Annotated in this window: 25 protein-coding genes and 1 CRISPR repeat array; of the genes, 10 read left to right on the forward strand and 15 right to left on the reverse strand. The window is 70.8% G+C overall.

The annotated features are described in order from the left end of the window. Window positions 1-1,174: 1,174 nt before the first annotated feature. Both ACFWIA_RS27760 and ACFWIA_RS27765 read left to right on the forward strand, forming a co-directional pair. Entirely contained in the window at window positions 1,175-1,684 is a 510-nt protein-coding gene (locus ACFWIA_RS27760; protein WP_387009697.1) for a hypothetical protein, read from the forward strand. Next, window positions 1,681-2,151 (forward strand): helix-turn-helix transcriptional regulator, encoded by a 471-nt coding sequence (locus tag ACFWIA_RS27765; RefSeq protein WP_387009699.1) that lies wholly within the window; start codon window positions 1,681-1,683, stop codon window positions 2,149-2,151. The genes ACFWIA_RS27760 and ACFWIA_RS27765 overlap by 4 nt, the downstream gene beginning before the upstream one ends. Before the next feature lie 308 nt (window positions 2,152-2,459). Here ACFWIA_RS27765 and ACFWIA_RS27770 read toward each other — a convergent pair whose 3' ends face one another. From ACFWIA_RS27770 to ACFWIA_RS27780, 3 genes are all read right to left on the reverse strand, one after another. Beyond that, window positions 2,460-2,756, reverse strand: coding sequence for a hypothetical protein (locus ACFWIA_RS27770; protein WP_387009701.1), 297 nt, complete (start codon window positions 2,754-2,756; stop codon window positions 2,460-2,462). A gap of 651 nt (window positions 2,757-3,407) precedes the next feature. Beyond that, the gene (locus ACFWIA_RS27775; RefSeq protein WP_387009703.1) at window positions 3,408-3,776 is read right to left on the reverse strand and encodes a fic family toxin-antitoxin system, toxin component; all 369 of its coding nucleotides are present in this window, start codon (window positions 3,774-3,776) and stop codon (window positions 3,408-3,410) included. Then, window positions 3,773-4,024, reverse strand: a complete 252-nt coding sequence (locus ACFWIA_RS27780; protein ID WP_387009704.1) for a hypothetical protein — start codon at window positions 4,022-4,024, stop codon at window positions 3,773-3,775. The genes ACFWIA_RS27775 and ACFWIA_RS27780 overlap by 4 nt, the downstream gene beginning before the upstream one ends. Before the next feature lie 383 nt (window positions 4,025-4,407). Between ACFWIA_RS27780 and ACFWIA_RS27785 the strand changes: the two genes are divergently transcribed. After that, on the forward strand, window positions 4,408-4,962 hold the full coding sequence (locus ACFWIA_RS27785) for a hypothetical protein (protein WP_387009706.1): 555 nt from the start codon (window positions 4,408-4,410) through the stop codon (window positions 4,960-4,962). 482 nt (window positions 4,963-5,444) lie between these two features. On the opposite strand, the gene ACFWIA_RS27790 is transcribed toward ACFWIA_RS27785, so the two are convergent. From ACFWIA_RS27790 to tap, 3 genes are read right to left on the reverse strand one after another with little or no spacing between them, the layout of a single operon-like run. After that, window positions 5,445-6,023: a hypothetical protein gene (locus ACFWIA_RS27790; protein WP_387009708.1), complete on the reverse strand. Its 579-nt coding sequence runs from the start codon at window positions 6,021-6,023 to the stop codon at window positions 5,445-5,447. A 15-nt stretch (window positions 6,024-6,038) separates the two neighbouring features. Then, entirely contained in the window at window positions 6,039-6,596 is a 558-nt protein-coding gene (gene tpg, locus ACFWIA_RS27795) for a telomere-protecting terminal protein Tpg (RefSeq protein ID WP_387009710.1), read from the reverse strand. Between the two features lie 4 nt (window positions 6,597-6,600). After that, on the reverse strand, window positions 6,601-8,706 hold the full coding sequence (tap, locus tag ACFWIA_RS27800; RefSeq protein ID WP_387009712.1) for a telomere-associated protein Tap: 2,106 nt from the start codon (window positions 8,704-8,706) through the stop codon (window positions 6,601-6,603). Window positions 8,707-8,878: 172 nt separating this feature from the next. Here tap and ACFWIA_RS27805 point away from each other — a divergent pair, with 172 nt between their 5' ends. The 4 genes from ACFWIA_RS27805 (at window position 8,879) to ACFWIA_RS27820 (ending at window position 11,155) form a co-directional block, all read left to right on the forward strand. Further along, entirely contained in the window at window positions 8,879-9,142 is a 264-nt protein-coding gene (locus ACFWIA_RS27805; protein WP_387009714.1) for a hypothetical protein, read from the forward strand. Between the two features lie 135 nt (window positions 9,143-9,277). Further along, a complete protein-coding gene (locus ACFWIA_RS27810; RefSeq protein ID WP_387009716.1) occupies window positions 9,278-9,637 on the forward strand; it encodes a hypothetical protein in 360 nt (119 codons plus the stop codon). Beyond that, window positions 9,637-10,173: a DUF6233 domain-containing protein gene (locus ACFWIA_RS27815; RefSeq protein WP_387009718.1), complete on the forward strand. Its 537-nt coding sequence runs from the start codon at window positions 9,637-9,639 to the stop codon at window positions 10,171-10,173. The genes ACFWIA_RS27810 and ACFWIA_RS27815 overlap by 1 nt, the downstream gene beginning before the upstream one ends. Window positions 10,174-10,483: 310 nt before the next feature. Then, on the forward strand, window positions 10,484-11,155 hold the full coding sequence (locus ACFWIA_RS27820) for an HNH endonuclease family protein (protein WP_387009720.1): 672 nt from the start codon (window positions 10,484-10,486) through the stop codon (window positions 11,153-11,155). Between the two features lie 658 nt (window positions 11,156-11,813). On the opposite strand, the gene ACFWIA_RS27825 is transcribed toward ACFWIA_RS27820, so the two are convergent. The 3 genes from ACFWIA_RS27825 to ACFWIA_RS27835 form a co-directional block, all read right to left on the reverse strand. After that, a complete protein-coding gene (locus tag ACFWIA_RS27825) occupies window positions 11,814-12,476 on the reverse strand; it encodes a hypothetical protein (RefSeq protein WP_387009722.1) in 663 nt (220 codons plus the stop codon). Beyond that, entirely contained in the window at window positions 12,473-12,976 is a 504-nt protein-coding gene (locus ACFWIA_RS27830) for an RNA polymerase sigma factor (protein ID WP_387009724.1), read from the reverse strand. Before ACFWIA_RS27830 ends, ACFWIA_RS27825 begins: the two co-directional genes overlap by 4 nt. A gap of 358 nt (window positions 12,977-13,334) precedes the next feature. Continuing rightward, window positions 13,335-13,562, reverse strand: a complete 228-nt coding sequence (locus ACFWIA_RS27835) for a hypothetical protein (protein WP_387009726.1) — start codon at window positions 13,560-13,562, stop codon at window positions 13,335-13,337. Between the two features lie 544 nt (window positions 13,563-14,106). Here ACFWIA_RS27835 and ACFWIA_RS27840 point away from each other — a divergent pair. Together ACFWIA_RS27840 and ACFWIA_RS27845 are read left to right on the forward strand one after the other, a co-directional pair. Beyond that, window positions 14,107-14,514: a DUF4357 domain-containing protein gene (locus ACFWIA_RS27840; protein WP_387009728.1), complete on the forward strand. Its 408-nt coding sequence runs from the start codon at window positions 14,107-14,109 to the stop codon at window positions 14,512-14,514. Window positions 14,515-14,615: 101 nt separating this feature from the next. Beyond that, entirely contained in the window at window positions 14,616-16,418 is a 1,803-nt protein-coding gene (locus tag ACFWIA_RS27845; RefSeq protein WP_387009730.1) for a zeta toxin family protein, read from the forward strand. On the opposite strand, the gene ACFWIA_RS27850 is transcribed toward ACFWIA_RS27845, so the two are convergent. Then, window positions 16,405-16,692 carry a hypothetical protein gene (locus ACFWIA_RS27850; protein WP_387009732.1) on the reverse strand — a complete coding sequence of 96 codons (288 nt, stop codon included), beginning with the start codon at window positions 16,690-16,692 and terminating at the stop codon, window positions 16,405-16,407. The two genes, ACFWIA_RS27845 and ACFWIA_RS27850, sit on opposite strands and share 14 nt — an antisense overlap. Window positions 16,693-16,851: 159 nt before the next feature. Between ACFWIA_RS27850 and ACFWIA_RS27855 the strand changes: the two genes are divergently transcribed. Beyond that, window positions 16,852-19,539 carry an ATP/GTP-binding protein gene (locus tag ACFWIA_RS27855; protein WP_387009734.1) on the forward strand — a complete coding sequence of 896 codons (2,688 nt, stop codon included), beginning with the start codon at window positions 16,852-16,854 and terminating at the stop codon, window positions 19,537-19,539. 108 nt (window positions 19,540-19,647) lie between these two features. On the opposite strand, the gene ACFWIA_RS27860 is transcribed toward ACFWIA_RS27855, so the two are convergent. From ACFWIA_RS27860 to ACFWIA_RS27880, 5 genes are all read right to left on the reverse strand, one after another. Then, window positions 19,648-19,806 carry a hypothetical protein gene (locus ACFWIA_RS27860; RefSeq protein WP_387009736.1) on the reverse strand — a complete coding sequence of 53 codons (159 nt, stop codon included), beginning with the start codon at window positions 19,804-19,806 and terminating at the stop codon, window positions 19,648-19,650. Continuing rightward, a complete protein-coding gene (locus tag ACFWIA_RS27865) occupies window positions 19,803-20,171 on the reverse strand; it encodes a hypothetical protein (protein ID WP_387009738.1) in 369 nt (122 codons plus the stop codon). Before ACFWIA_RS27865 ends, ACFWIA_RS27860 begins: the two co-directional genes overlap by 4 nt. 8 nt (window positions 20,172-20,179) lie before the next feature. Then, a complete protein-coding gene (locus ACFWIA_RS27870; protein ID WP_387009740.1) occupies window positions 20,180-20,437 on the reverse strand; it encodes a hypothetical protein in 258 nt (85 codons plus the stop codon). 1,704 nt (window positions 20,438-22,141) lie between these two features. After that, a CRISPR array of direct repeats spans window positions 22,142-22,764; the repeat unit is 29 nt; unit sequence GTTGCGAACCCTCCAGGGTTGATGAGGAC. A 376-nt stretch (window positions 22,765-23,140) separates the two neighbouring features. Next, entirely contained in the window at window positions 23,141-23,959 is an 819-nt protein-coding gene (locus ACFWIA_RS27875) for a DUF721 domain-containing protein (RefSeq protein ID WP_387009742.1), read from the reverse strand. Then, window positions 23,956-24,231: a hypothetical protein gene (locus ACFWIA_RS27880; protein ID WP_387009744.1), complete on the reverse strand. Its 276-nt coding sequence runs from the start codon at window positions 24,229-24,231 to the stop codon at window positions 23,956-23,958. Before ACFWIA_RS27880 ends, ACFWIA_RS27875 begins: the two co-directional genes overlap by 4 nt. Window positions 24,232-24,237 lie beyond the last annotated feature (6 nt).

Consider the following 24,237-nt stretch of genomic DNA (forward strand, 5'->3'; position numbering starts at 1 on the left):
GGATATGCCCCGATAAATCGGGGCATAGTGAATGACTCCGCTTACGCTTCGTCAGGCGCCCGAATACGGGCGCTGTTTATGATTTCGCAAGCGAAATCATAAACCAACTGGAGGGAAGGCAATTCGCGCAAGCGCGAATTGCCGGAGCCTCGCAAGCGAGGCTCAACGGCGCTGGCTAGAGGAGGAGGTGCATCACGCGCGGGCCTGTGTAGGGTGTGGGGTTCCCAGCCACCACCCCCCGCAACGAGGATGACGGACTGTCGGTCCAATCGAGTGCCGGCCGTACCGCAGTGACGGGCTCCGCTGCGCTCCACCCGAACCCCTCCCCCGCCGCTAAAACCGGCCGTTCACGTTCACGAGTACCCCGTCAGCATACAGGTTAATCCGGCAATGTGCGGCGGAGTTCGTGAAGAGTCACCCGAGAGTGGGAACGCGTTGGCCTGCATGCTGCATCACTGATGCCAACTGTGTAGCGTATGGGTCGATGGCGTGCCACCCCTGACCCTGATCATAAACTCACTGGTCGAATTCAATTAACGCGGCTCTGAATAGCTTAACCATAGAACGGAAGCCCGATATGGGAACGCTGGAATTCAACGTGCGGAGGTGCATGAGCCGTTCGGCCGCTAGGCCGAACGGCGGAGCAGCCCGCCACCAACACCGGCCACGCGTCGATGCTTTTGAGCGTCACGGCCGGTACCACCCAAGACGCAGTTCCGCTGGTGCCGGCTACGGTCTGCACCCGACGCACGGAGCCGCACGCGAAGCCGCCTCAGTCCCGCCCGCGGGCCGACGCGCAGCAACTGGCGGGGTGCCGACGGATGGATCCGCAGCCTCCCCCGCTTGGTCGCGAGCCTCGCTGCTGCATGGAGCGGCTGGAGGGCACAGCGAGGGCCGCCAGGGGGCGGGCCTCTAAAGATCAGAAGGTGCGGAACTGTGACCTGCGGAAACGTGGAAGTTCTATTCCCCTGCACGCATAGATCGTGGTCGCGGGGCCTGAGATGTATGCGGCCTAGCGGACTAGATCGTCCCTGGCTAGGGACACGCCGAAGGTGAATGGATCTCACGCATAACATCACTCATGAGGTATGTTATGCGCCTCGATGATCATGGAGGGAAGTCAGTGGCTCAGCGCTTGAGAAGCAGTGCATCGGCGCCGTCGCGGACACCGCCGTTGGCTCCCGTCCCTGCCCCGGAGCGGGACGACGTCAACGGCCTCGAATCGGCTGCCGCCCTGCTCAACAAGTTCAAGGAGCTGTCCAAGGGCGGGACGTTCACCTACGACCGCAAGCGTCGGCCCTACGCCTTCTACGGGACGAACCACTCCAGCGTCTCCGACGTGTTGCAGGCGAACCTGTGGAAGTTCCGGCTCACCACGGTGGCCCGAGACGTGCTGGACTACCTGGTCACGCACCACGACCGGCAGGCCCTGGTGAAAACGACCCAGGCGAAGCTGGGCGAGCACTTCTGCTGCTCGCAGACCAAGGTCAGCAAGGCGATCGGGGAGCTCTCCCGCCACAACTTCACGTGGAAGGAGAAGCGCGGGCTGTACCGGCTGAACCCGCTCTACGCTTACGGGTGGGGCAGTGACCACCACCGGGAGCTGGTCGTGTCGCTGCAGAACGTTCTGTTGGAGCACCAGATCGAGATTCCGACGGTCGGGAAGAAGGAGACCTCGCGATGAGCAGCACGATCCCTGGATTCCACAACCCGCAGCTGTTCGAGGTCCTGCCCAACGCCTGCCTGTCGGCCACAGCTCGCGACATCTTCGACGTGCTCACCGCGCGCCAGGAGCCCGGCGGCCTGGTCCACATCCGTCAGCAGGAGCTTGCCGAGCGCCTCGGGTTGTCCCAGTCAGCCGTTTCCCGGGCCATCAGCCAGCTGCGTGACAAGGGCATCATCAGCGAACGTCAGCGCAAGGGCACGCTGCTCATCCACCCGCTGCTGGCCGGCTACGAGTCCCTTGCCCACATGACCAACCACCTCAAGGCCCCGGACACCCATGTGTGGCCCATCAACTTCCCGGTCGGTGACATCCGCCCGCCCCGCGTACGTGACGGCCGCACCGGCACCGACTTCGACCCGGATCCCGACGATGGCGAAGACGCCACTCTTGAGGATGTCCAGCCCTCACTGCGACTGGCCGGATAGCCCGTAGCTCCTGCCCCGCCACCGCCACGGCGCCCACCCCATAGGGAGGGCGCCGTCGTCGTTCCCGGCCGGGCCGCCCCGAGCCGGTAGCACCAGGTGAACCGGACCGTTCCGGATTTCTGGAACAAGCCGCGGCTCGCCGATCCGCCGCTGCTGCCATCGGCTCGTTACAGCGGCAGCCCGCCGCTGCGCGAGCGCGCCGGCCTGCTGTACGAGCAGCACGCCTGGCCCATGCAATTGCTGCGCTGCCCCCGGACCTTCGCCGTACAGCAGACCGTGAGCACGACCAGGACCACGGGCAGCACCGATTACAGCACCGTCCCGGCCAGGGCCCGGCGGTCCCCGGTCAGGGCGTAGCGGCGGGCAGCAAGGCCGTGGTCGAGGGGCTCGCCGATCTCGTCGCACAGGAGCGCCAGTACGTCGGCGGCCTCGGTGTCGGAGAGGTAGGCGGGGGCGACTTCGAGCATCAGCTCCCCGAGCTGGTGCGAGCACGCGGCCAGGTCGTCGACGACGACGCGCAGCGCGGCGACGGCTGGGTCCGCCGACGGTTCGGCGGGCGCCTGGGACGGCGCGGTGCGGACGTCGTGCACGGCCTGGCGGACCACGGCGCGCACCGTGGCGGCGTCGAGGGTCTGGAGGCCGCTGTGGGCGAGCGCGGCGAGTCGGCGGGTGACGATCTCCGCGACGGCATCCGTACGGCCGGAGACGGCGATCAGGGCCCGCTGGGACAGGCCGCAGTGAGCTGATGCGGAAGCAGGAGCCGGGTACCTGGCGTCACATGGAGGACTACGACCTGTCCTTCGAGCGTCTGGCCGACGCCGTCGACGCCGCGACCGAGGCCCGGCGGGGCGCCCGCCGGCGGGGTGCCCGCTGGGAGGGGCCCGACCTCCGGATGCGCTGCACGACCACCGAGGCCGTGTACGAGTGGCCGGAGGGCGCTCCCTACGAGGGCGGCGCGACGTCACGTGGAACGTGCCGGGCCACGGCTCGCACGCCACCGACCCCGAAGAGGACGGGGCCCTGGCACGCTGTGCGGCTTCAAGTGGGCGGAGGGAGAGGGCCGGCGGGTGAGCGGCTTGCCGGACTGTCGCGAGTGCCGGCGCGAGGTCCAGCTCGGTGCCGAACGGTCCCGCGGCCGCTGGTGACTACCGGGCGGCTACGCGTTGCCGCCCAGATGGCAACTGGGTGGATACGGCGGTGACTACGCCGTGGAAACGGCCCGGTGCCGCCTGGACTGGGCCGAGGACGACAGAGCCTCAGGGGGTCCAGGCGGCCAGAGCGGTGGCAATGTCGCGGACGTCCAGCCCGTTCGCGGCCTGCTCGACCAAGTCCCCGGCCTGCTGGGTGCTCACCTTCACCGCGCGGCCGCTGGCGCTCAGGAAGGCTGCGGCAACGGCGGCCGCGTACAGCTCATTGGAGTGCTCCAGGGCGGGCAGCCGGACGAGGGACTGCAGGAGGGCGGCAGCGCGGTGGTGCGGCTCGGGGTAGACGGTGGTGCCCATGACGACCGCGCAGTGGCGGGCCCGGGCGGCCTCCAGAGCTCCGTAGTCGACGACGTCGGGATCGCCCGGAATCTTCTCCTGGGCGACCTGCAGGAGCCAGATGAGGTCGACGGTCAGGTTCACGCAGCCTGGTCTCCAGCGGCGGGGCGGGGGCCGAAGCGCTCGGCGAAGCCGAGGGCGTGCTCGGCGACGAACTCCTCGGCGCCGGCGAGGAACCGAGAGCGGGTGATGTCGTCGGTGAGCATCCGCGCAGCGTACTCCTCCGCCGGGACGGCCTTGCCGGCCGCGAGCGCTTGGAGCTGCTCGTAGACCTCGTCGGTGACGGTGACACGCAGCTCGCGGCGGCCGGGGTGCGAAGCGGATGTGCTCATGACGGTCTCCTGGCGGGTGGAGAACAAGAGGCCCGGGGGCCTGTGGCGGTCACCCGAGGTGGCGGCCCCGGGCGTGTAAATCCTGTGTCTCCTACCGTACGGGTACCCGCCCCCGGGGATCGCGGCCTTCTCTGGAACCGGTGCGGGCGGGCCGCACTCCGACCGGGGTCTTCGCGAGGCGGGGAGGTCGGCACGACCGGCGCTTTGCGGTTCACCCGATCGTGGGACATCGGCGGCGGAGCACCGCGAGGTCCCGGTTCGACCGTGGTTCGTCCCGTTGCACCTCACAGCCTTACAACCGTGCGGTGTGCCGTTTCACCTGGGGAAACAGGGTGTGAGCCTCACATCTGGAGGGTGGCCAGTACGGCTCTACGATCCGCGCCATGACTATCGAGATCGATACCGTTCAGGTGGACCCGGAGCAGTTGCCGGCCGACAGCTTCACCGATTCCGACATCGCCAGGATCCAACTGGTGAACGTGATCGAATCCGTCGCGACACGCCTGGGTGGGTACGCGCAGATGGTGGGTGAGGACCTGGCTCGGGCGGGTGACTACGTGCGAGCACTGCCCCACGGTGTTGAGGACTCGGTGGTCAGGCAGGCGGTGATCACCGAGAGGGTTCGCGGGACGAGCTGGGAGACCATCGGCGAGGCCCTTCGCATGAGCGCGACGGACGCCGAGGAGAAATGGGGCGAGCACGAAGCGAAGTGGCGCCGGGAGAGCCGTGCGACCACCGTCTACCGCAAGAACCCGGGGCGACATGCCGCATCAGCCGACCGGTACATCACCACGGACAAGCCGTATCAGTTCACCACTGCCACGCGACGTCCGCTGTCCGCCTCCCTGGACGCGGCCACCCACCTCACCGGCCGCGATGTCGCCGCGGCAAACAGCGCCTTCACCGGCACCCCCGCCTGCACGCACTGCGCTCCCTGACACCTGGGAGACTGAAGAGCGCCTCGCCCCGGCAGCTGCAATGCCGGGGCGAGGCGCTCTTCGTCGTACGGGGCGTGTGCCGTCAGGAACGGGGCGGGAGGCCGCCGGCGATCCGGCAGGTGTTGCGGGTTAGGTGGTAGACGGGCATGTCCAGGCGGTCCTGGCCCGGTTCGGGTACGGGCCCGAACCAGGTGTCCCCGGGCCCGTCGGCAGAGGTGATGCGCTCGCCGCAGTGGACGCAGCGGGGCGCGGCCGGCAGTGCCCAGGACGCCTCGAGTCGCGCTCGAAGGCCGGCACCCAGCGGTCCGCGCGCTTGTCGGCGCGCAGCTGGGCGAGGAGTTCGGCCGGCGCCCCGGGCGCGGGAGCGTACGGCGTGGCGGGTGCGTGGTCGGGCTGCGCGCTCATCGTGTCCTCCCGGCGGGTCCTCCCCTCACCGTACGCGCGCCGGGTGGCCGTGGATGCGGTCATGGGTGGATCCCCTCCTACCGGGTCAGGGTGCGGGCGACGGCCTGGGCGTGCTCGCGCAGCGGCAGGTCCTGCTTGTCCCAGGTGGCGGCTACGTAGTTGAGGAGTTCGGCTGTGGCGCGCTCCGAGTCGCTCGGGTCGCTGGTCAGTAGCCGGTCGGCGGCGTAGGCGACGTCGGCGGCCGGGGTGGCGTGCTCCTGGTCGTCGACGGGGCGGTAGGCGGGGGTCAGCGTGAGGGTGTACTCGTTGCCGGTGCGGGTGAGCGCGGTGATGGTGTTGAGGTTGAGCGGCCCGAAGGATGGCTGTTCGAGGGCGGCACGGATGAAGTGCTGGTGGTTGCCGATCGCGGCGACCACGGCGTCCCAGGAGTAGGCGACCCGCTTACCGTCGGGGTCCGGCTCCACGGTGGCGAGGGACAGGTCGAAGCCGGTGCCGTCGGCGTCGCGGAACCAGACCGTCTCGTCACCGGGCGCGGCCGGGGCGACGAAGGTGATGTGCGGGCTGGAGCGCAGCGCGTTGGCGATGCGGACAGCATCGTGGTCGGCATCGAGCAAAGGGCTCTTGTCGCGGTCAATGGGCGGGAATTCAGTGGTCACGCTTTTCGCTTCCAGTCAGTAGTCCAGATCGAGGTAATCAATGTCGTTGATTTCCACGTCCGACAGTCCCATAGCGCGACCGCCGCCGTCCTGGAAATACACTTCCTTGAACCCTTCGGCGATGATTCCACGCATCTCCTGGTCGCTGGCCCCCGTGTCGCGGGCGTCGAACAGGCGCTGCGCGTAGGCCGCGGGGAGGTGCACGGTGAGCCTGCGGAACCGTCCGTCGTCGGTCGTGCCGACGGCCGCGGAGTACCCGAACCGGGCCCTCGTCTCCACCGTGACCCCGCCGGTGGTGGCGGCCTGCTTCTGCCGGCGCTTGCGCACCAGCGGCTGCCAGCGAGCCTTCACCGTGTCGTCGATCTTCGCGGCGACGTCGGCGCGGGCGTGCTTGCGGGCGCCGCGCCGGTAGCGGTTGACGGAGTCGGCGGTGACACCGATCTCCGCCGCGACCGCCTTCGCGCTGCCGAACTGCTTGAGCAGGAACCCGATCTGGCCCTTGAGGGTCTTGGGCGGGTCCTTGGTGAACGCCTCGCGGTCGGCCCGCTCGATCGCGTCCTCGATCTCCCCCACGGGTCTACTCCCCTTCGTCCAGGACGGCGTCGCCGCCCTTGATGTGGCGGGCCGGGTTCAGCCCCTTCTCCATCAGATCGACCGCCCACAGCATCGACTGGACGCCCTCCAGCTTCGCCAGACCCGGCGTCGGGCCGAGGCGGAACCCGCCCGGCTGCGGCTTACCTGAGGCGGCGTACGGGAGGAAGTCGAGCGGGCTCTCCCCCGGCGAGGGGTAGACGACGCAGTCGGACAACACCGCGAGCGGGAACAGGCCCGTCATCGTCGCCATGTTGCGGAGCTTGCGGTGCATGTTGACCCGGGCCTTGCTGATGACGGCGGCGCGGATGTCGGGGCGCCAGGTCGGCCGGGACAGGGCCGGCCACGTCTCGCCCTCCTTGTAGTGCTTGCCCTGAGGGCGCTCGCGGAGCTTGCCGACGCCGCCCTTCACCGTGGCCTTGATCGCGGACAGGACAGCGGCCAGCGCCGGGTCCTTCTGCTTGTGCTGCTCCATCGCCGCCAGGAACTCGGTGTCGGACAGGTCCCTGGTGACGCCGAGGTCGGCGAGGGTGTCGACGTAGGCGTTCTTGAGGCGGTCGTGCCACGGGTCGAGGTACGCGCCGGTCTCGCGGCGCAGGTACGCCTCGATCGGGTGCACGTCGTGCCCGAGCTCCTGGGCGTAGGCGAGGGTGTGCGTCTGGTACCAGGCCGGGCCGGTCGGCCGGGAGCCGTCCGGCGTGAACGGGCTGGGCAGGCGCGCGTCCAGCTCGATGTGGGACAGGTCGGCCAGCCAGCTCCCGGGGATCTTCGGGTTGAACTTCGGGGCGTGGAAGTGGTCAGGGGCGGAGAGGCCGACGACCAGGCGGGCCGCGGCGGCGAGGAACGCGGTGTTCAGGTCGAGGCCGACCGCCCACGGCAGGGTGCACTCCTCGTCCGAGAGCGTGTCCACCGAGCGCACCCACTGGTACGCCTCCTCGTTCAGGAAGCCCCCGGTCCAGCCGGAGTTCACGACGACGGGGTGTTCCGGGGTGGCCTCCGGCGGCGCCGGGTCCATCGGCTCGGTGCCGAGGCTGCCCGCGTTGTAGCCGGACACCCAGTTGCCGGTGGCCGGGTCCTGCACGGCCTTCGTCGGCGGGCGCAGCGCCGTCATCAGCTCCAGGCCGGAGACGGCGGTGGAGCCGCGCGGGGTGATGACCCGCTGGGCGTATACCCCGAGGACGCGGGCGATGTCGGCCGGCTCCATCTCCGTCACGCCGGGCCAGGACCGCTCATCGAGGGCGTCCCAGGACAGGACCGCCAGCTGCACGCACTGCCGGTCGCGGCCCTGCGCCTTGCGGTAGACCCTGGCCCACGGGCCGAAGCCGCGCTGGGTGAGCTGCCACTTGGCCTTCGCGACCTGCTTGACGACCGGGTGGTCCTCCGGCAGGCGCAGGGAGCGGCGCTGCTCGTGGCCCTCCAGGCGCTCGGGCAGCCCGAGCTTCACGGCGGCGGCCGCGGTGAGCACGATCAGCGGATCGGAGTCCTTGCCGTACCGGTTGAGCTTCGGCGCACCGAGACCGGACTCGCGCAGCGTCCACTCCACCAGCTCCGGCACGGTGGTCGCCGGGCAGTCCAGCACGACGCCGCCCACCGCGTACGCGGAGCCGTCGCCGTCCAGGACGGCCAGCGGACCGTGAGGGAACCGCGGGTCGACCGCGGGCGCGGAGGCCTTCTTCGCCGCCGGACGCCGCGACGTCGCCGGGCGGGCGGGGCGCTCGGGCGCGGCCGGGGCCTGCGCCGGGGTGGCTACGTCGGCGAGCTCGGGCGCGGCCGGACCGGTGAACGTGTCCGGCACCGGGGCAGGCTGCGGAGCGGTCGCCGGGGCCGGAGCTCCGTGGCTGTGGGCGGGGTACTTCGCCGCCCAGCCCTTGAGGAGCCGCTGGTACGCCTCCAGGCGCGGCGACTTCGGCTCGGAGCGGCCGTTCTCGTAGTTCTTGACCGTCTGCACGGTCGACTTCAGCGCGGTCGCGAGGCGGGCCTGGGTGATGCCGGCGGCCTCCCGCAGCCGGGCACGCTCCGCCGGGGGCGGGAGCTGCGGCTCCTCCTCCAGCAACGCGTCGATGTTCGCGAACAGCTCTTCCTTAGACGCCATATCGATCCCCTTTCGCACCCTCACCCTAGCACTGATTTACCCTGACGTTTAACCCATTCCTTTAACCTGATCGGGCGGTTCGGGGGGCGTCTTGTTGGACCGTTCGCCACCGAATCTCGACGAACGCGAGCTAGTGTCAGCGAAGTTGAGCACCGCAGGTCAAGGAGCCGCCATGTCCGAGCCCATCCCCGACGACCTGCGCTGCACCCGCTGCGGTCACCTGCCCGAGCCGCTCCTGTGCCTCGGCCATAAAGCCGACGGCACACCCATCACCGACACACCCGCGGCGATGGCCGCGCTCGAAGCCGAACTTGGCCTCGCCGATGACGCGCGCCGCCGAGCCACCGGTGCCGCGCTCACCGATGCCCAGACCGCCGCGGTGCTGCGCGCCATGGCGGACGACCCCGAACTCGGCAACGGGGAACACGGGCGCTGACCAAGCACGCCAAACGCGAGGCGTCTCCTCAAGCACCCTGAGCAGCGGGGAAGCTACGGCCCAGGTCGCACAGGTCAGGAGGATCACGGTCCTGCCTGGCGCAGGGCAGGGCATGGTCGAACTAATGTCGGGGCTGTGGCGACGTACGACTTCCCCGGCGACCTGGTGTCCGCGCAGCGTGAGCTGGACGTGGTCGCCGCCGAGCTCACGGCTCTGCTGGAGGCACTGCCGTACTCGGTGGAGCCGCTGGAAGGGTGGGAGCGTCCGAAGGACTACTGGTACTCCGGTGGCGTCCGTGCCCGTCCCGCGTCCCCGGGTTGGACCGACGAGCAGCAGGACCAGGTCGCCGTTCTGCGTTCCCGCCGCCTGGCCCTCGCCGCGATGGTGGTCACCCACCCGTACTGGAGCACCCTCACAGGCGAGACCGTCTCGGACGCCCGCACCGCGCTCAAGCACCTCGACCAGGACGTCGGCGAGGAACGGCGGACTGCCTGATGTCGGACCAGGAGCAGCCCGTGCAGACGGGGGTGGACGCGCCGCTGATCACCGTGGTGCTTCCGGACGGCCAGGAGGTCACGGGGCGGTTGCACGAGCGTCGTCAGACGCCCGGGCAATGGTGGTACTGGGTGGGCGTCCCGGCGTGGCGGAACACGGACGACGGTGGTGTGGAGGCGTCGGAGTACCGGGTGTGGGTGAGAGCTCCGGCCATGGTTCGCCCGGTCGACGGCATCTCGTACAACACGGTGCCCACCCGGCGGATGAAGCCACCGACCGCGGTCGACACGATCCTAGGACCTCGTCGACCGACGGGTTGGGTTCTCCAGAAGGCCGGCCCTCGGCGCACAACCGGGCCAGCAGTCGTCCACGCTCCCGACTGCTCCGAGGCACCCTTCGACGTCCAGGTACTGGGGCTGGACGCAGCGCTGACAGCCACGGAACAGGCCGGTGTGACGCTCTGTTCGCTGTGCGGCGCCGCACAAGAACTCGAACCCCTCCTCGACCCCGCGGAGGACTCGACCGCCACGCCCTGACCGCGGCCAGGGCGCGGATGACGCGGCGTGGGGGCGTCGCGGACCGGTCGACGAGCACCGCCGCCCGGCCGCGATCTTCCAGTCGCGGTCCGTGGTGAGCGGTGGCCCTGGTGGACGATTACATGTCATCCGGGGCGGGGAGACGGACTCCCCGAGCGCGCGAGACCCAGTGGATTCGCTGGCGGGGCGGCAGCAGGGAGTACTCCAGGGTCCCGACCCGGAGCCTTCGAGGCGATGCTGTCCCCCGGGCGGGTGACCTGCACCCAGACCGGGCCCAGGGAACCGGGCCTGCCCGGTATGCCTGTTGTCCATGATCACCACCCTGCGCCGCACAGCCACGGCCGTCGCGCTCGCCGTTCTCCCGCTGACCCTGACCGCCCAGACCGTCCACGCCGCCGCGCCTGAGGAGACCGCCCCCCTCGGAGTGGCCGTCGGCCTCCTCCCTGTGTCCGACGAGAGCCGAGAGGGCTACGCACGGACCAAGTTCCGGCACTGGAACGCCGGTCTTGATCTCCGCGACGGTTGCAACACCCGGGCGGAGGTCTTGATTTCGGAGGCGATGGCCGCCCCAGCCGTGGGCCCCGGGTGCGCGCTCAGCGGAGGCGAGTGGTCGTCGTACTACGATGTCCAGCACGTCGTCGGGGCGGCCGGGCTGGACATCGACCACATGGTCCCCCTCGCGGAGGCCTGGGACTCCGGGGCGTCCGTCTGGTCGGCGGCCCGCCGCGAGGCCTACGCAAACGATCAGGCGGCGCCGCAGTCGCTCGTCGCGGTGACGGCGAAGACGAACCGCAGCAAAGGCGACAAGGACCCGAGTGATTGGCTGCCTCCGGCGGCGTCGGCGTTGTGCCGGTACGCGGTCGAGTGGACGTCGACGAAGCTCCGGTGGGGCCTGGCCGCTGACCAGGAGGAGCAGCGGCGGCTCTACCAGTTGGCAGCAGGGTGCGGTGAAGAGGTCGTCGCCTGGACCCCCGCCCCCTAGGCGCCGCACAGAACTGGCCCTGACCGCCTCGCCCACACCGGTTGGTCGAGGTTCTCTGGGCGAATCTCCTCCTGGGCGGCGATCTTGGTGAACGCCTCCGTAGGCTCTCGGCTCCGTCGTGGTCGCCGGGTCTGGCTTTCGGCGGCTGCGCGGCCGCCGACCGCTGTCGTCTCCTCGCACCGTCCGCCCGGATCGCTGGCCATCCCTATGGAGACACCCTCGCCGGCCGGGTTGCGTTGAAGGGGACTGCCCGCTCCCTTGCTGAGGCTGTCCGGCCGGCGCCCCGCCCGACCGCTGCGGGCCGTGACCGCTAGCGGGCGAGGCGTCGCCCACACGGCCAGGGTCTGGGCGAGCCGGGCTGCGGGAGATCCGGTCGATCGCCGCGGGGATCTCTACCCCACGGCCGTCGACGGAGCGTGGTCCAGGCCGTCGGCTTCTCGTCGCTTACGGTGGTGGGCCCTTCCTCTTCGGCCGCCCGCTGTACGTCGCCCGGGCCCGCGGCCGTACGGCCCGGGGTCGGGTTCCCCTTGCGGACGACACCGGGGTTCGGTGTCCACGAGCAGTCGGCGGGTGCCGGGCGTCTGCCGGATGTGCTGTTCGGTCCGGACGCGGGGAGGGGGCGGTTCGGGTGCCGTGGCGGACCTGACGGAGGAGGTGGTCAGTTGCGGATGGCGAAGCAGTGCAGGCGGTCGGCGAGCTCGCGGCCGGGGAGGAAGACGAGCCGGGAGCGAGCGCTGAGGCGGTCGAACTCGACCTCGAGGCTGGTGGTGGCGACGGCGGCGGGTGATCCGGGTGGGTCGTGGCGGCCGACGTAGGCGACGAACTGGTCGAGGCCTTGGAGGAAGTCATCGGAGATGTGGTGGCGTAGTTGGTCTTGCCAGAAGGTGGCTTCTCTGGTTTCTCCGCGGCTGAGGTGGAGGAGGTGAAGGCTGTAGGTGGCGGCTCCGTGGTCGGCGCCGGCGGCGAGCTGCCACCAGAACTGGGCGCTTTCGGAGTGGTCGGCGAGGTGGAGCATGGCGGCGTAGATCTGGATCCCGTCGATGTCGAGGTCCCCCCCGGGCGGGGAGCCGCCGGGGGGGACGTTCGCGATCTCGTCCGCGAGGCACTTGAGGTGGGTGGCGGCGGAGGGGAGGTTGAGGGTCCAGCGGGAGATGAGGGTGAGTTGGTGGCGGGCACGAGAGGTTGGGGACAGTTCCTTGGTGGGGCGGGTGTATCCGGCCTCCTCGGCGAGGCGCCGCAGGCCCATGGCGACGTCGAAGGGCCTACGGCGGGGTTCGGAGGCCTTTTGGACCTCGGTGAGGAACTGATCGGCGATGCTCACGTGGCGTCTTCCTGCTTGATGTAGGGCCGCAGGCTGAACTCCAGCCGCTCCTTGGCCTTGCGGCAGTGGTAGTCGACGGTGCTCGGGGTGACTCCCAGGTACCAGCTGATCTGGTTGGTCGAGTACTTGATCACGTAGCGCAGGACGATGACGTCGAACTGGCGGGGCGGCAGGGCGCTCAGAGCGGCGTAGAGGCCGATGCTCGTGTGCACGTTCGACAGCTCCAGCCGCTTGCTCAGCAGGGATTGCGATATGACGACCCGCCTCATGATGGCCCAGGTCTGCGCCTGGAGATTGCGCTGCTCCAGCAGGTCGTCCCAGTGGCGGAGAATCTCCAGGAACACCCGGTGGATGGCCTCCTCAGCCTCTTCGTTCGAGCCCAGGACGTAGAGCGCGAACTCGTGGAACGCCTCCTGGTTGATGAGGTAGTGGGCCTCGAAGTCCAGAGGGAGGGGCAGTACGGCGTCGACCACGGGGCCGCCGTCGTCGTCTTCGGTCATGGATCCTCTTCGTTGAGGTTGTACACGTGCGTGTGCTCCCGCGGGGCGCGGTTGTGCGCCGTCGCGTACAAGGGGGTTGGGAGTGGGCACTACTCAACCGGTCGAGAGCGCCGAACACGCATGTGCGCCTTCACCGGTGTGACGTTGAGAGATCATCTAAGTCCGTACAGTGATCACATAAATCACGGACAACGGGCCCTGACCTGCAGACTGACGGGCCGTCACGCAATGGATGTGCGCCAACGCCAGGCGTGACTGTGACGCAAGTCACTTGGTGGTTTCATAGGTAAAACACAGATTGCGAACTCGAACGAGTGAACCCCATCGACCGGACGCGGTGCGGGCGCCACCACCGAGGTCACCCGCCGGCCGCGACGTCGACGCTCGGCTGCGCGACCGCGGCCTCGGCCCGTCCCTGAGCCGCAGTGGCCTGCCGGGCGCGGCCCCATTCCCACTCGGCCTCGCGGATCCAGGGCTGGGCACTCGCGTCCTGATACAACCGGTGCGCGGTGGCCGCGCAGCGTTCATCCTCGGAGGCGTTCGGCATCAAGGCGTCGACGGCGGCCGCGAACGACGCGAAGGGCATCCCGACTTCCGTTGGGCCGTTGGGCCCACGGTAGGGGCAGGCGGCTCGTGGCGGGGTCCGCCGAGTTGTCGGCGAACCCCGAAGGGGTGCTTCCGGATGTTCCGCTCGGCCCAGACGGCGAGGAGGGTGACGGCGTCGGTGTCGAAGCCGTAGTCGGCGCTCACTCCGCCCTAACGCCCGCGCCGCAGCCGGCCGGCCCCGGCGCCGCCCGTTCCGCCGACCTTGACGCCAGAGCCCTTACCTGCGGCCGCCGTTCGCGTCGCAACCCGCTCTTCCTGTACCTCTGCTCCTCCCTCGCAGGCCTGCACTCCCGCCTACACCTCCCCTGCCGCCAGCGTCGACGCAACCCGGGCCGACCCGGCCTGCCCGCCGGAGGCGGTGGCCGTTCCTCCGATGCGAGTGAACCGGCGGCCAGCGCTGGAAGGCCCTACCAAACTTCTGCTGAACAGCTCACAATGAGAGTTGACGTGAGCTGCTTGTGTCGCTTACGGTCAAAGTGGAAACGAGCTGTTCGGTCTGCGGACCGTCATCAGAAGGAGTGCTCATGGCCACGCTCAGCATCCACTTCGACCCCGCTGTGATCGCCCGGCTCACGAGCGCGAGCGGTGGCGACACCATCCACGTCACCCTGTCCCTCGGCGGCGGGGCCTCCCCCACCGCTGCGCCCGCGCCTGTCATCCCGCACGGGCCGCTCGCCGCGCTGATGCAGGCCGGCCTGCTGAAGCGGGGCACCGTCTTGACCTTCCATCAGCGCCGTGCCAACCGGTCGGGCCGCGCCGTTGTGACCGCCGACGGCCAGCTCATCGTCGACGGCCACTCCTCACCGTTCCCCTCCCCGTCGAAGGCGGCGGAAGCCGTCACCGGGAATGTGATCAACGGCTGGACCCTGTGGCACATCGAGGGCGACGGCCGGACGCTGGACGAGCTGCGCCGGGAGCTGGACGCCCAGTAGGAGGCCGGGCCGCTCCGGCCCCACTGCGGGAGCCCTGCGGCGGGGCCGGAACAGGCACGGAAGAGACAGAAGAAGAGCTCGAACGCGCCCGGGAGACGTTGGTGGAGAAGTACGGTGAGCTGCTCGCCGAGGTGATCGTGCCGAAGCTGACGGCGGGCGCGGTGGCGCAGCAGCGTCCGGTGGTGGTGTTCGTGGCCGGGCAGGCGGGTAGCGGCAAGACGCTGGTGATGGACCTCGTGCACGCCGCCCTCGAACAGCGGGGCGGCGCGGTGCGGGTGGACCGGGACGGCTACAAGGCCCTTCACCCGCGCTACCCCGCCTTCCTGGCGGAGGACGTGCGCACGGCCGGGGTGCGGGTGCGACCGGAGACCTACCGCTGGCAGGCCGAGGTCGAAGCCCACGCCCGCGGGCGCCGGTTCGATGTCGTGGCGGAGGAGGCCCTGGCCGACCCGGCCGGGTGGCTGGACACGCTCGCCGTCTACCGGGCGGCCGGCTACCGGGTGGAGGTGGTGGCCCTGGCCGTGCCAGAGGCGGTGTCCCAGCTCGGTGTGCTGGACCGGTACCTGCGCCTGGCCGAAGAGGGTCGGGCCCGGTACGTGGGGTGGGACAACCATGACGCCTGCGCCGCCGCACTGCCCACCGCCCTCGCGGACATCGAGGCCGAGCACCTGGCCGACCGGGTCCTCGTCGTCCGGCGCGCCGGCGAGATCCTCTACGCCAACGACCTCGATCCCGAAGGCCTCTGGCGGCAACCGTCCGGTGCGCGCGAGGCGCTGCTCGGCGAGCGGTTACGTCCGTGGGACGCGGCGCAGACCGGCGCCTTCCGCCGCCAGCTCTCCGACGCCGACCGGCGGGCGCACGATCCACGGCTGCCCGAGGACTGGGCACTGGCGGTGCGGCGCGACGGCGAGCGCGCGGCCGCGCTGGCCGAGCCGCTGCGACGCGGTGCGCAGGCCCGCCGGGAAGCACCGGGCGTCGACTACCACCGGCTCTCCGCTGAGGAACACCGCTGGATCTTCGACACGCTGATCGCCCCGTCCCTTCTGGAGGACATCACGCCGCAGGAGCGGCCGGTCGTGGTGTACGTGATGGGGCAGCCCGGCTCCGGGAAGACGACCGCGGCGAGGGTGCTGCGCCGGGCTCTGCGTGGCCGCCCCACGCGCATCAGCGGTGACTTCTTCAAGGCATCGCACCCGGACTACTACGACCTGCTGCGCGAGGAGCCGCGTACGGCCGGCGAGCGCATCCGGGCGGACTACCGGGCCTGGCAGGCCCTGGCCGAGGCGGCCGTACGGGAGCGGCGCGGGGACGTGACGATCGAGATCGCCCCCGGCAGCGCGGCCGGTTTCGTGGAGGGGGCGGTGGCCTACCGGCGGGCGGGCTACCGGGTGGAGTTGGTGGTGTTGGCCGTACGGGCGGCGGATTCCCGGCAGGGCACCGCGGTGCGCTGCGCTGACGTGAACCGGCTGGGCGGTCACGGTCGCTTCACCACCGTGGCCGGGCACGACCGCCACTTCGCTGTGCTCGCCGATGCGGTGGCCGCGGCCGAGCGGGAAGCGGTGGCGGACTCCGTCATGGTGTGGGGGCGCGACGGAACGGTCCTCTACCGCAACGACCGCACGCCTCGGGGTTCCTGGGCGCGGCTGGCCAGGGCAGTGGGCGTGTTGCTCGCCGAGCAGAGGCGCCCCTACACCTTCCCGGAGGCGGCACGCTTCTGGGCCGTGCAGCGCCGCCTGCGCGCCGAGCTGCCGCACTACCGCCACGACATCGAGCAGATCGCCTGCCTGGCGCGGGCGCTGATGCCCGCGCGCTTCCAGCCGCGTCGTCTTGCCGGGCCCGCCGCCGTGGCCGCTCTCCCTCTCCCTCTCGGGCGCGGGCCCGCGATGGCGGCTACGGGCCCGTAGCCCTAAGTTCCTTCAGCCGGGCCGAGTAGGACGCGGTGATACGCGCGCTCTCCCCGGCGTCGGCTTCTTCCAGCCGCGCCCGGTCACGCACGCACTCCTGCCGCCGGGCGAGCAGTTGCTCCAGCCGCTCCGGATCGGGGTGGGGCGCGCGGCGCGCGGCCAGAATCGCCTTGCTGTACCAGGCCATCACCTCCTCCACCACATCAGCGGGAGCCTGAGGGCTGACCTCGTCGGCGGGCTCGGAGGGGCTGGAGGGGGACGCCGGATCGTGCACGGGAACCAACCTTCACAGGAAAGCGGCAAAAGGATCATTGTCGGCCGTGGGCCGGCATCCAGTCCACCATCGGCGTGCCCCGGACGTCCGGGCTGGACTGCCTTCCAGGGGCCGCCGGGCGGCATAGGTTGGGGCCAGACGATCACCTGTGGGGGGACCATGGCCGACAATCTTCGTGCGCTGTTCAGCTCCAACGACCCGTCCTTCGACGCCAACGAGGCGTTCACCAACCGGGAGCACCAGTGGGCCCTGGTGGCCGGCGCGTTGGAGCAGCATCTGCGGCGCACCGGCGAGCCGGGCTTCGACGTCGAGGATCTCGAAACGCCCCGCAGTAACGTGCTCGTCTTCCACGGCGTCGGCGGGGTCGGCAAGTCGACCCTGCTCCGCAAGATCGAGGCCGCGCTCACCGCCGCCGACCAGCGGCCCGCCCAGTGGGGCGCACCGTCCTGGACGGACCGACTGCTGCCGGTCCGGATCGATCTGGCCCGCTCCGCGTCGACCGGCTCCGACTTCGAGCGGGTCGTCCTCACCATCCGGCTCGCGCTCGCCGGATCCCCGGGCCGTCCGCTGCCCGCCTTCGACGTGGCCTTGCGCCGGTACTGGGAGCACACCCACCCCGGCGAACCCCTGGACGAGTATCTGCGGCGCACCGGACTGGTGGGACGGTTCGCGACCGCGCTGCCCCAGCAGCTGCAGACCGCGGTGGGCGAGGCCGCCGCCCTGCTGCAGTTGCCCGGCGGGGCCACCGCCGGGCAGGTCACCGGGGCCCTCGTCCAGGGACTGCGGGAGCGCCGCGAACGCGCCCGCGCCCTGGCCGGCTGTCCCCACGCGGCCGGGCTGCTGGAGGCCACCCCCGACCTGGAGGCCCTGTCCTTCTACCCGCACCTGCTCGCGTGGGAACTCGACGAGCTGCCCGCGAAGTACAAGGTGACCCCGGTGGTGCTGTTGGACACCTTCGAGGACACCGCCGACCGGCACCGCGACTTCGAGCGCCTGCTGCAGCGCCTGGTGTATCTGATGCCGAACGTGCTGTTCGTGATCAGCGGGCGCAGCCGGCTCGCCTGGGCCGACCCGGCCCTGCACGGTCAGCTCGACTGGACCGGGCCCGCCGCGTGGCCCGGCCTCACTCCCGGCGCCGGGGCGAACGGACGCCAGCACCTGATCGGCGACCTCTCCCCCGAGGACTGCGACGACCACCTCGCCCGCCGCCTGGTCCACGATGGCCGGCCCCTCATCGAGCCCGGGATCCGCGCGGCGATCACCGCCCGCTCCCACGGCCTTCCCCTCCACCTCGACCTCGCCGTCGCCCGGTTCCTGGAGATCCGCCGCACCGGCCGCACACCCGAGCCCGCGGACTTCGACCACAGCTTCCCCGCCCTGATCGCCCGCATCCTCTCCGACCTCACCCCCGACGAACGACACGTCCTACGCTCCGCGAGCCTGCTCGACGCCTTCGACCTCGACCTCGCCACCCGCGCCGCTGGCATCGACCGCCACGCCCCCGCACGCCAACTGACCCAGCGCCCGCTGGTCTCCGAGAACCCCTACGCGCTGTGGCCCTACCACCTGCACGGTGCGATCCGTACGGCCCTGCGGAACGACCAGACCGAGGACCACTGGAGTCCCGCCGACTGGCACCAGGCCGCCGGCCGCGCCCTGGCCGCCCTCGGCGAACAATGGGCCACGGCCTCCGCGCCGAGCCGGATGCTCCTCGTGGCGTGCCTGCGCCAGGGCCTGCGCCTCGCCCGCGACCACCAGCTCCGGGACCTCGGCTGGCTCACCGACGCCGCCCACACCTACACCGACGACTCCGTCTGGGAACCCCTCGCCCCACCCACCGGCCACCCCGGTGCCGACGATGGCGGCAGGGACGCCACCGTCGGTGGCGCGAGCGACGACGGGACCGGATGGGAGACGGCCGCCGACGCCCTGGCCGAGTTGCTGACCGCCATCGCCCGCCGCCAGCACGAACATCGCCAGCGCACCGCCGACCGCCTCACCGCGGTCCTCGACACTGGACTCCTCGACAACGAGCTCACCGCCTTGGCCTTGTACTACCGGGCCAAGGCCCACAAAGACCTTGGCCGCACCGCCGACTCCCGCACCGGGATGCAACAGGTCGCCGACGCCGGTGGCCGGCTTGCCCCTAAGGCCCGCCGCGGGCTCGCGAACCTCGACCGGATCTCCGGTGGTTTCCCCGCCGCCCTCGCCGCCGTCCCCACCCTCGGCTGGAAAGGCCGCCACCACCGCGTGCACGGCGACATCCACTGGCCCCACGGCCACACCAGCCAAGCCATCGCCGCGTTCGAAGCAGGGCGCACCGAGGCCGAACAGCACGATGCCCCAGGCGAGCGCGCCATCACCCAGACCCGCCTCGCCCTCGTGACCGCCTTCGCCGACCCCGTCCGCGCCGGCGACGAACTCGACCTCGCCCACCAACTCCTCGCACCTCTCGACCAGCGCGCCACCACCCTCCTCGCCCACGTCGCCGGCCTCATCAAGGACGCCGGGCACACCGACTCCGACGTTCCCGGCCGCGCCCACGGGCTACGCCGCGACATCACCGACGCCGGGCTTCCCTGGCTGATCAGGTTCCTGGAGCTCGCCCTCGCCTTCCACCACGCCGTCCGCGACGAGCACCAGGACCTCGCTGACCTCGTCGACCGGCTCCACACCCTCACCGCGGGCGGCGACTTCGCCTACCTCGCCGACATTGCCGCCGCCATGGGCAACCTCCCCCACCCACCTCGGCCCACCGTCCACTGGCTCCACGGCCACCAACCCGTACGGGAACGCTGGCGAGAGCTCGTCACCGACCGCCGCGCACACCTGAACGCTTCATCCTGACCACCGGAAGACGTCTCCCGAAGCCACCACGGCCGCAGTGCAGGCCAACGGCTGCGGGCCTGCCACCAGAAACCTTCTGGTGGCAGGCCCGCAGCCGCACAGGAATGCTCAGTACGCGCCGGGGTCCTCACCCGTGAGGGTGGACCGCAGCTCGAAGAGGGTCGTGTTCACGCTGCGCTGCTCGGCGATGAAGCCGTCAATGATGTCGCCGCGCACGATCTGCAGAGCGTTCTCGTAGCGCCGGGTCAGGGCACCGACGCCGGTCACGGGTTCAGGTCCAGCACCCGGACCGGTTCACCGTCCCACCGCTTCGGCACGATGGTGGCGACGACCGCACCGTCAGGCCGGTCCGCGGTCGGCTGTGCCGTGTGCAGGGTGTGCGCCGCGGCCCATGTCTCCTCGCGGGCGAGGGCCAAGGCGGCGGGCAGGTCTAGGTCGAGGACGGTGATGCCGGGCAGGGCGGCCAGGTGTTCCGCGGTACCGGGCCGGGCACGGTCGGCCTCGACCAGCGCGCACGCCGGGGCGTAGAGGAACCAGCCCGGCTCGACGTGGGCCCGGTGGATCAACCGGGAGGCGAGGATGTTGCCCCGCCCTGCCGCTTCCATCGCCGTCTCGTCCAGCACGATGTGCATCCCACCGCTCACCGGCCAGCCGCCTGCGCGAGACGCCGGTCCAGCTCACTGTCCAGCTCCCGCTCCTCGGACACCGTCGGCGCGTAGCCGTTCCACCCGGCCAGCGCGGCCCTGGCCCTCTCCGCACGCTCGGCCCGCTCGGCCGGCGTGAGCAGGGTCTCGGCGAGACGCGCCAGATAGGCGCGCAGCGACAGGCCCTCGGCAGCGGCGACTGCGGCGAGCCGGTCCCTGGCTTCCTCGGGGATACGAACATTGGCATCGGACATCATCGTGCTCCTTCCCACCCCGCTAGGGTACGGGTACGTACCCGTACCCGTACTCGAATCCAGGGCGAAGTTCTCGTGCCTGACCAAAGGGACGGGATCAGCACCTTGCGCGTACGGCTGCTCGACGCGGGGCTGCGGCGAGCTGCCCGTCATCGTGTCAGAGGTGCCCGGGGCCGGGCCGCGGCTGCCTCACCGTCACCCGGCAGGCGGATGGCGGTGTGCGGGTGCTGGGCAGCGGCGGGGTGTCGGCCCCGGGCAGTGGCGGGATCGTACCCGGACCCGCGCTCCAGGTCACCGCGGCGCCCGGGCCTCGTCACCACTTCGTCCGACCGAACTGAGGCCCGCCCGGCCGACAGCACTTCGATCCTGGTGCGCGTAGCGGCGGGAGGCCGGAGAATCCCGGCCATGAACACGGAAAGCCCCTTCGGCGCTTCGGTCCTCGGTTCGTTGCCGAACAGCTTCACCGTTACGGCAAGCGTCCGCCGGAGAACCGGATGCTCTCCTACGACCTGGCGGTGCTGGACGAGTACAAGCCTTGGCGGGTCTGGATGGACGAGCAGCTCGATCTTCTGCCTGGGGCGACGCTCCGCGGGCCTGCTCGACGCCTTCGACCTCGACCTCGCCACCCGCGCCGCCGGCCTCGACCGCAAGCCTCAAAGGGCAGGCCGCGCATCACCCAGTACAGGCCCGGAGCGAGCCGGTTCAGCGTCGTCGACCCGTCCGGGAACTCGATCATCTTCATCCAGCGGGACGAGCCCGCCGAGCTGGAGTACGGCGACTCCAAGAGCCTCACGGGCCTGGCCACAGCCCTCGACAACGCCTGCATCCTCAGCGAGTTCAAGAACGACGACCGCATCACCCTGCCCCACCCCGGGTACGCACCGCCCCGGCCGGCGTGTCCGCAGGCCCGGGGACGACGTCGCCCGGCTCGGGTACCGGCACCGTGCCGGGCGCGAGGATCCGCAAGGCGCGAACGACCACGCGGCCGGCTGACTCGTTGGCGGCCGTGACGATCCGGGTCTGTTCCAGCCGAGTCCTCGTCCCTCGTCGCCTAGGTCGCCGACCAACTCGTCCGCCGGCTCGCCCTGGACGCCGCGGACGAGCGTGCCCAACGCCGTGAGGCTGCCCTCGACCGGGGCCGCAGCCGCTACGGGCCCGGGGTGGCGGGCACGGCGTCTACCTATCTTTTAGCCACTCAAACCCATTATTGATCATTGAATCCATGGCTTGTGATGGTTTTAATTGATGAAATCAAGGTATGGTCCTTCTGTGGTTCCACTGTCCGGCACCAGTCGCCTTCCTGTCTCTACGTCTAGGAGAAGCTTGTGCGTGATCCGGAACATGCCCCCGGTTCTGATGGGCCCACCTGTCGTCGCACTCGGTGGAGGCGGTGGTGGAAGGCGATACGCACGGCGCCTTCCAAAGATCCCATCTCGTTCATGGCTTTGTTGGTCACCGTCGCTGATTGCTGGCAGCGTTGACGGGCGCTCAGGGCCGCGTTCCACTCTGGCATGCGGCGTACCGGCCGGAGTCGGCGTCGCACGACACGGCCGAGGGGCCTGCTCGCAGTTCCCCTCCCCCAGTATGAGGAACCACTCCAGGCCGATGCCGACGATGGGGATGGCGCGGCGGCTGGGTGGGGCGCGGGTGCGCACAGGTCAGCAGCGCTTCCGACTGCGGCTCCGTCGTCGCACGTGGGGCGACTTGCGAACCCCTCCAGGGTTGATGAGGACCTGGAGGCGTTCCTCCACGAGGCCGTGGGCGCCTACCTGTTGCGAACCCTCCAGGGTTGATGAGGACGTCCCCGTGCCGCACCCGGGCGAGGTCTGCCGTGCGTACGCGCTGCGAACCCTTCAGGGTTGATGAGGACGGTGGCCGGAACCCTGGCCGAGGCCGACCGCATGCTGTTGCGAACCCTCCAGGGTTGATGAGGACACGCATCTGCGGGGTGAAGGCTGAAGTGGTCGGGAGTTGCGAACCCTCCAGGGTTGATGAGGACCCGAACGGGGCCGCTCTCATGACCGGCGCCCGCGCCGAGTTGCGAACCCTCCAGGGTTGATGAGGACTTGTCGACCGAGTGCAGGGGCGCCCGTTGGTGGGTTTCTGGTTGCGAACCCTCCAGGGTTGATGAGGACCCGCGCTTCTCACACAGGAATCCGGGTTCAACCCGAGTTGCGAACCCTCCAGGGTTGATGAGGACCACGCCACCCAAAGCGGGGGGAGCGCCGCGTCGGCCGTTGCGAACCCTCCAGGGTTGATGAGGACTCCCGCGCCCCCAGCTCCCGCGCCTCCCGCGTTGTTGCGAACCCTCCAGGGTTGATGAGGACCCGAGGGTAAAGCCGCTGTTCACGGCCCCCGTAGGTAGGGGGCTTGACGTGGATTCTGCAGCGGTCCGTCGGTAGTGCAACACCGCAGGTAGATGGCCCTCTTCGAGATCTGTTCCTCTGGTGCCTGGGAGCTTAGCGGTAGCGGTACCAGTTCTTCCGGGCTTCCCGTTTCCGGCGTTCTGAGACGCTGGCCCTGATCACCTTTCCCGGCGAGCTACCCCGGCTCACTCGGCACAGGCTCGGCGGACTCGGTCACCGCAGCCTGGCGGCGACGCTGATCATGGGGGCGCGGTCCTGGCTGTTCGGTACCGGCTGGCCGCCTCTTCCGGCTTCCGGTTCCGCCGCGGGCGGCGCGGCGCGCACCGATCAACCTGCTTCACGCGGGCACCCGGAGCGGAGCCCGGTTGGGAACCGTAGCCGCCGTTTCGGCGTGCCGCGCCGCGCGCTCCGCCCGGGCCCGGCGCAGGGCCGCGGTGTGGCGGCGGCGCTCGGCGCGGGCCTGCCCGATCGGGGCCGGCGCACCGTCCGGGACGACGTCGGCCTCGGGGAACGCCCGGCGGGACAACGCGCGCATCGCGGCGGTCTGCCGCTCCACCGCTGCCGCGATGCCCGGGTCCGCACGGCGCGGCGCGACAGCTTCCAGGTGCGCGGCGAGCGCGCGGCGGTAGCCCTCAGACGCGGTCTCCCGGGTCTTGACCGGACCGCTGGGAACGGCTGGGGCCGGGTCTGCCGGGACAGTAGCGGCCGGGCCGGGTGCGGGCGCGGCTCCGGGCGGCAGGATCCGCAGGGCGCGTACGACGGTGCGGCCCGCCGCCTTGTTGGCGGCCGCGACGATCCGGGTCTGCTCCAGGCGGGCCTTCGTCGCCCTGGCCGTCGACTCCACGCACACGGTGAGCCGGCCGGAGTCCGAGTCGTACGACACGGCGGCGATGTGCCCGGCGAGCTCGGGGGCGATGGCCGCCCACCGCTCCCGCAGCGTCGCGCCGGCGGCCGAGAGCTCCCACGCACGTTCGGTGACCAGCGCGCCGAGCACGGCACCAAGGCCGACCGGCTCGCGCCCGTCCCGGCGCACCGTACGGAGCGGGCGCGGCTTCGACTTCGCCGTACGGCCGGCGCCGTTGCTGCGGGCCTGCTCCATCGCGGCCCGCAGCGCGACCCTCGCCAGGTCGACGCCGGACGCCTTGCCGCCGCTCACGCCCGCCCCCAGGCGGAGAAGCCGAGGTCCAGGTGCCCGAGCCGGGAGAGGCGCTGCGCCTGGTCGACCAAGCGGTTGCTGAACAGCCGCCTCGCCGACGGCTCGCCGTAGCGGTCGATGTGGTCGAACACCACCTGGTGGTCCTTCAGCGCCCGCACCCGCCAGTCGCGCACCTGGTCGGGGGTGAGCTCCTTGAGGACGAGCTCCTGGTCGTCGTCGACGTCGGCGAACTCCGGCTCCGCAGCGGGGACGACGACGGCCGGGCGCGGCACGGCCGG

This window comes from Streptomyces sp. NPDC127068, from assembly GCF_042724695.1.
Classification (GTDB): Bacteria; Actinomycetota; Actinomycetes; order Streptomycetales; family Streptomycetaceae; genus Streptomyces.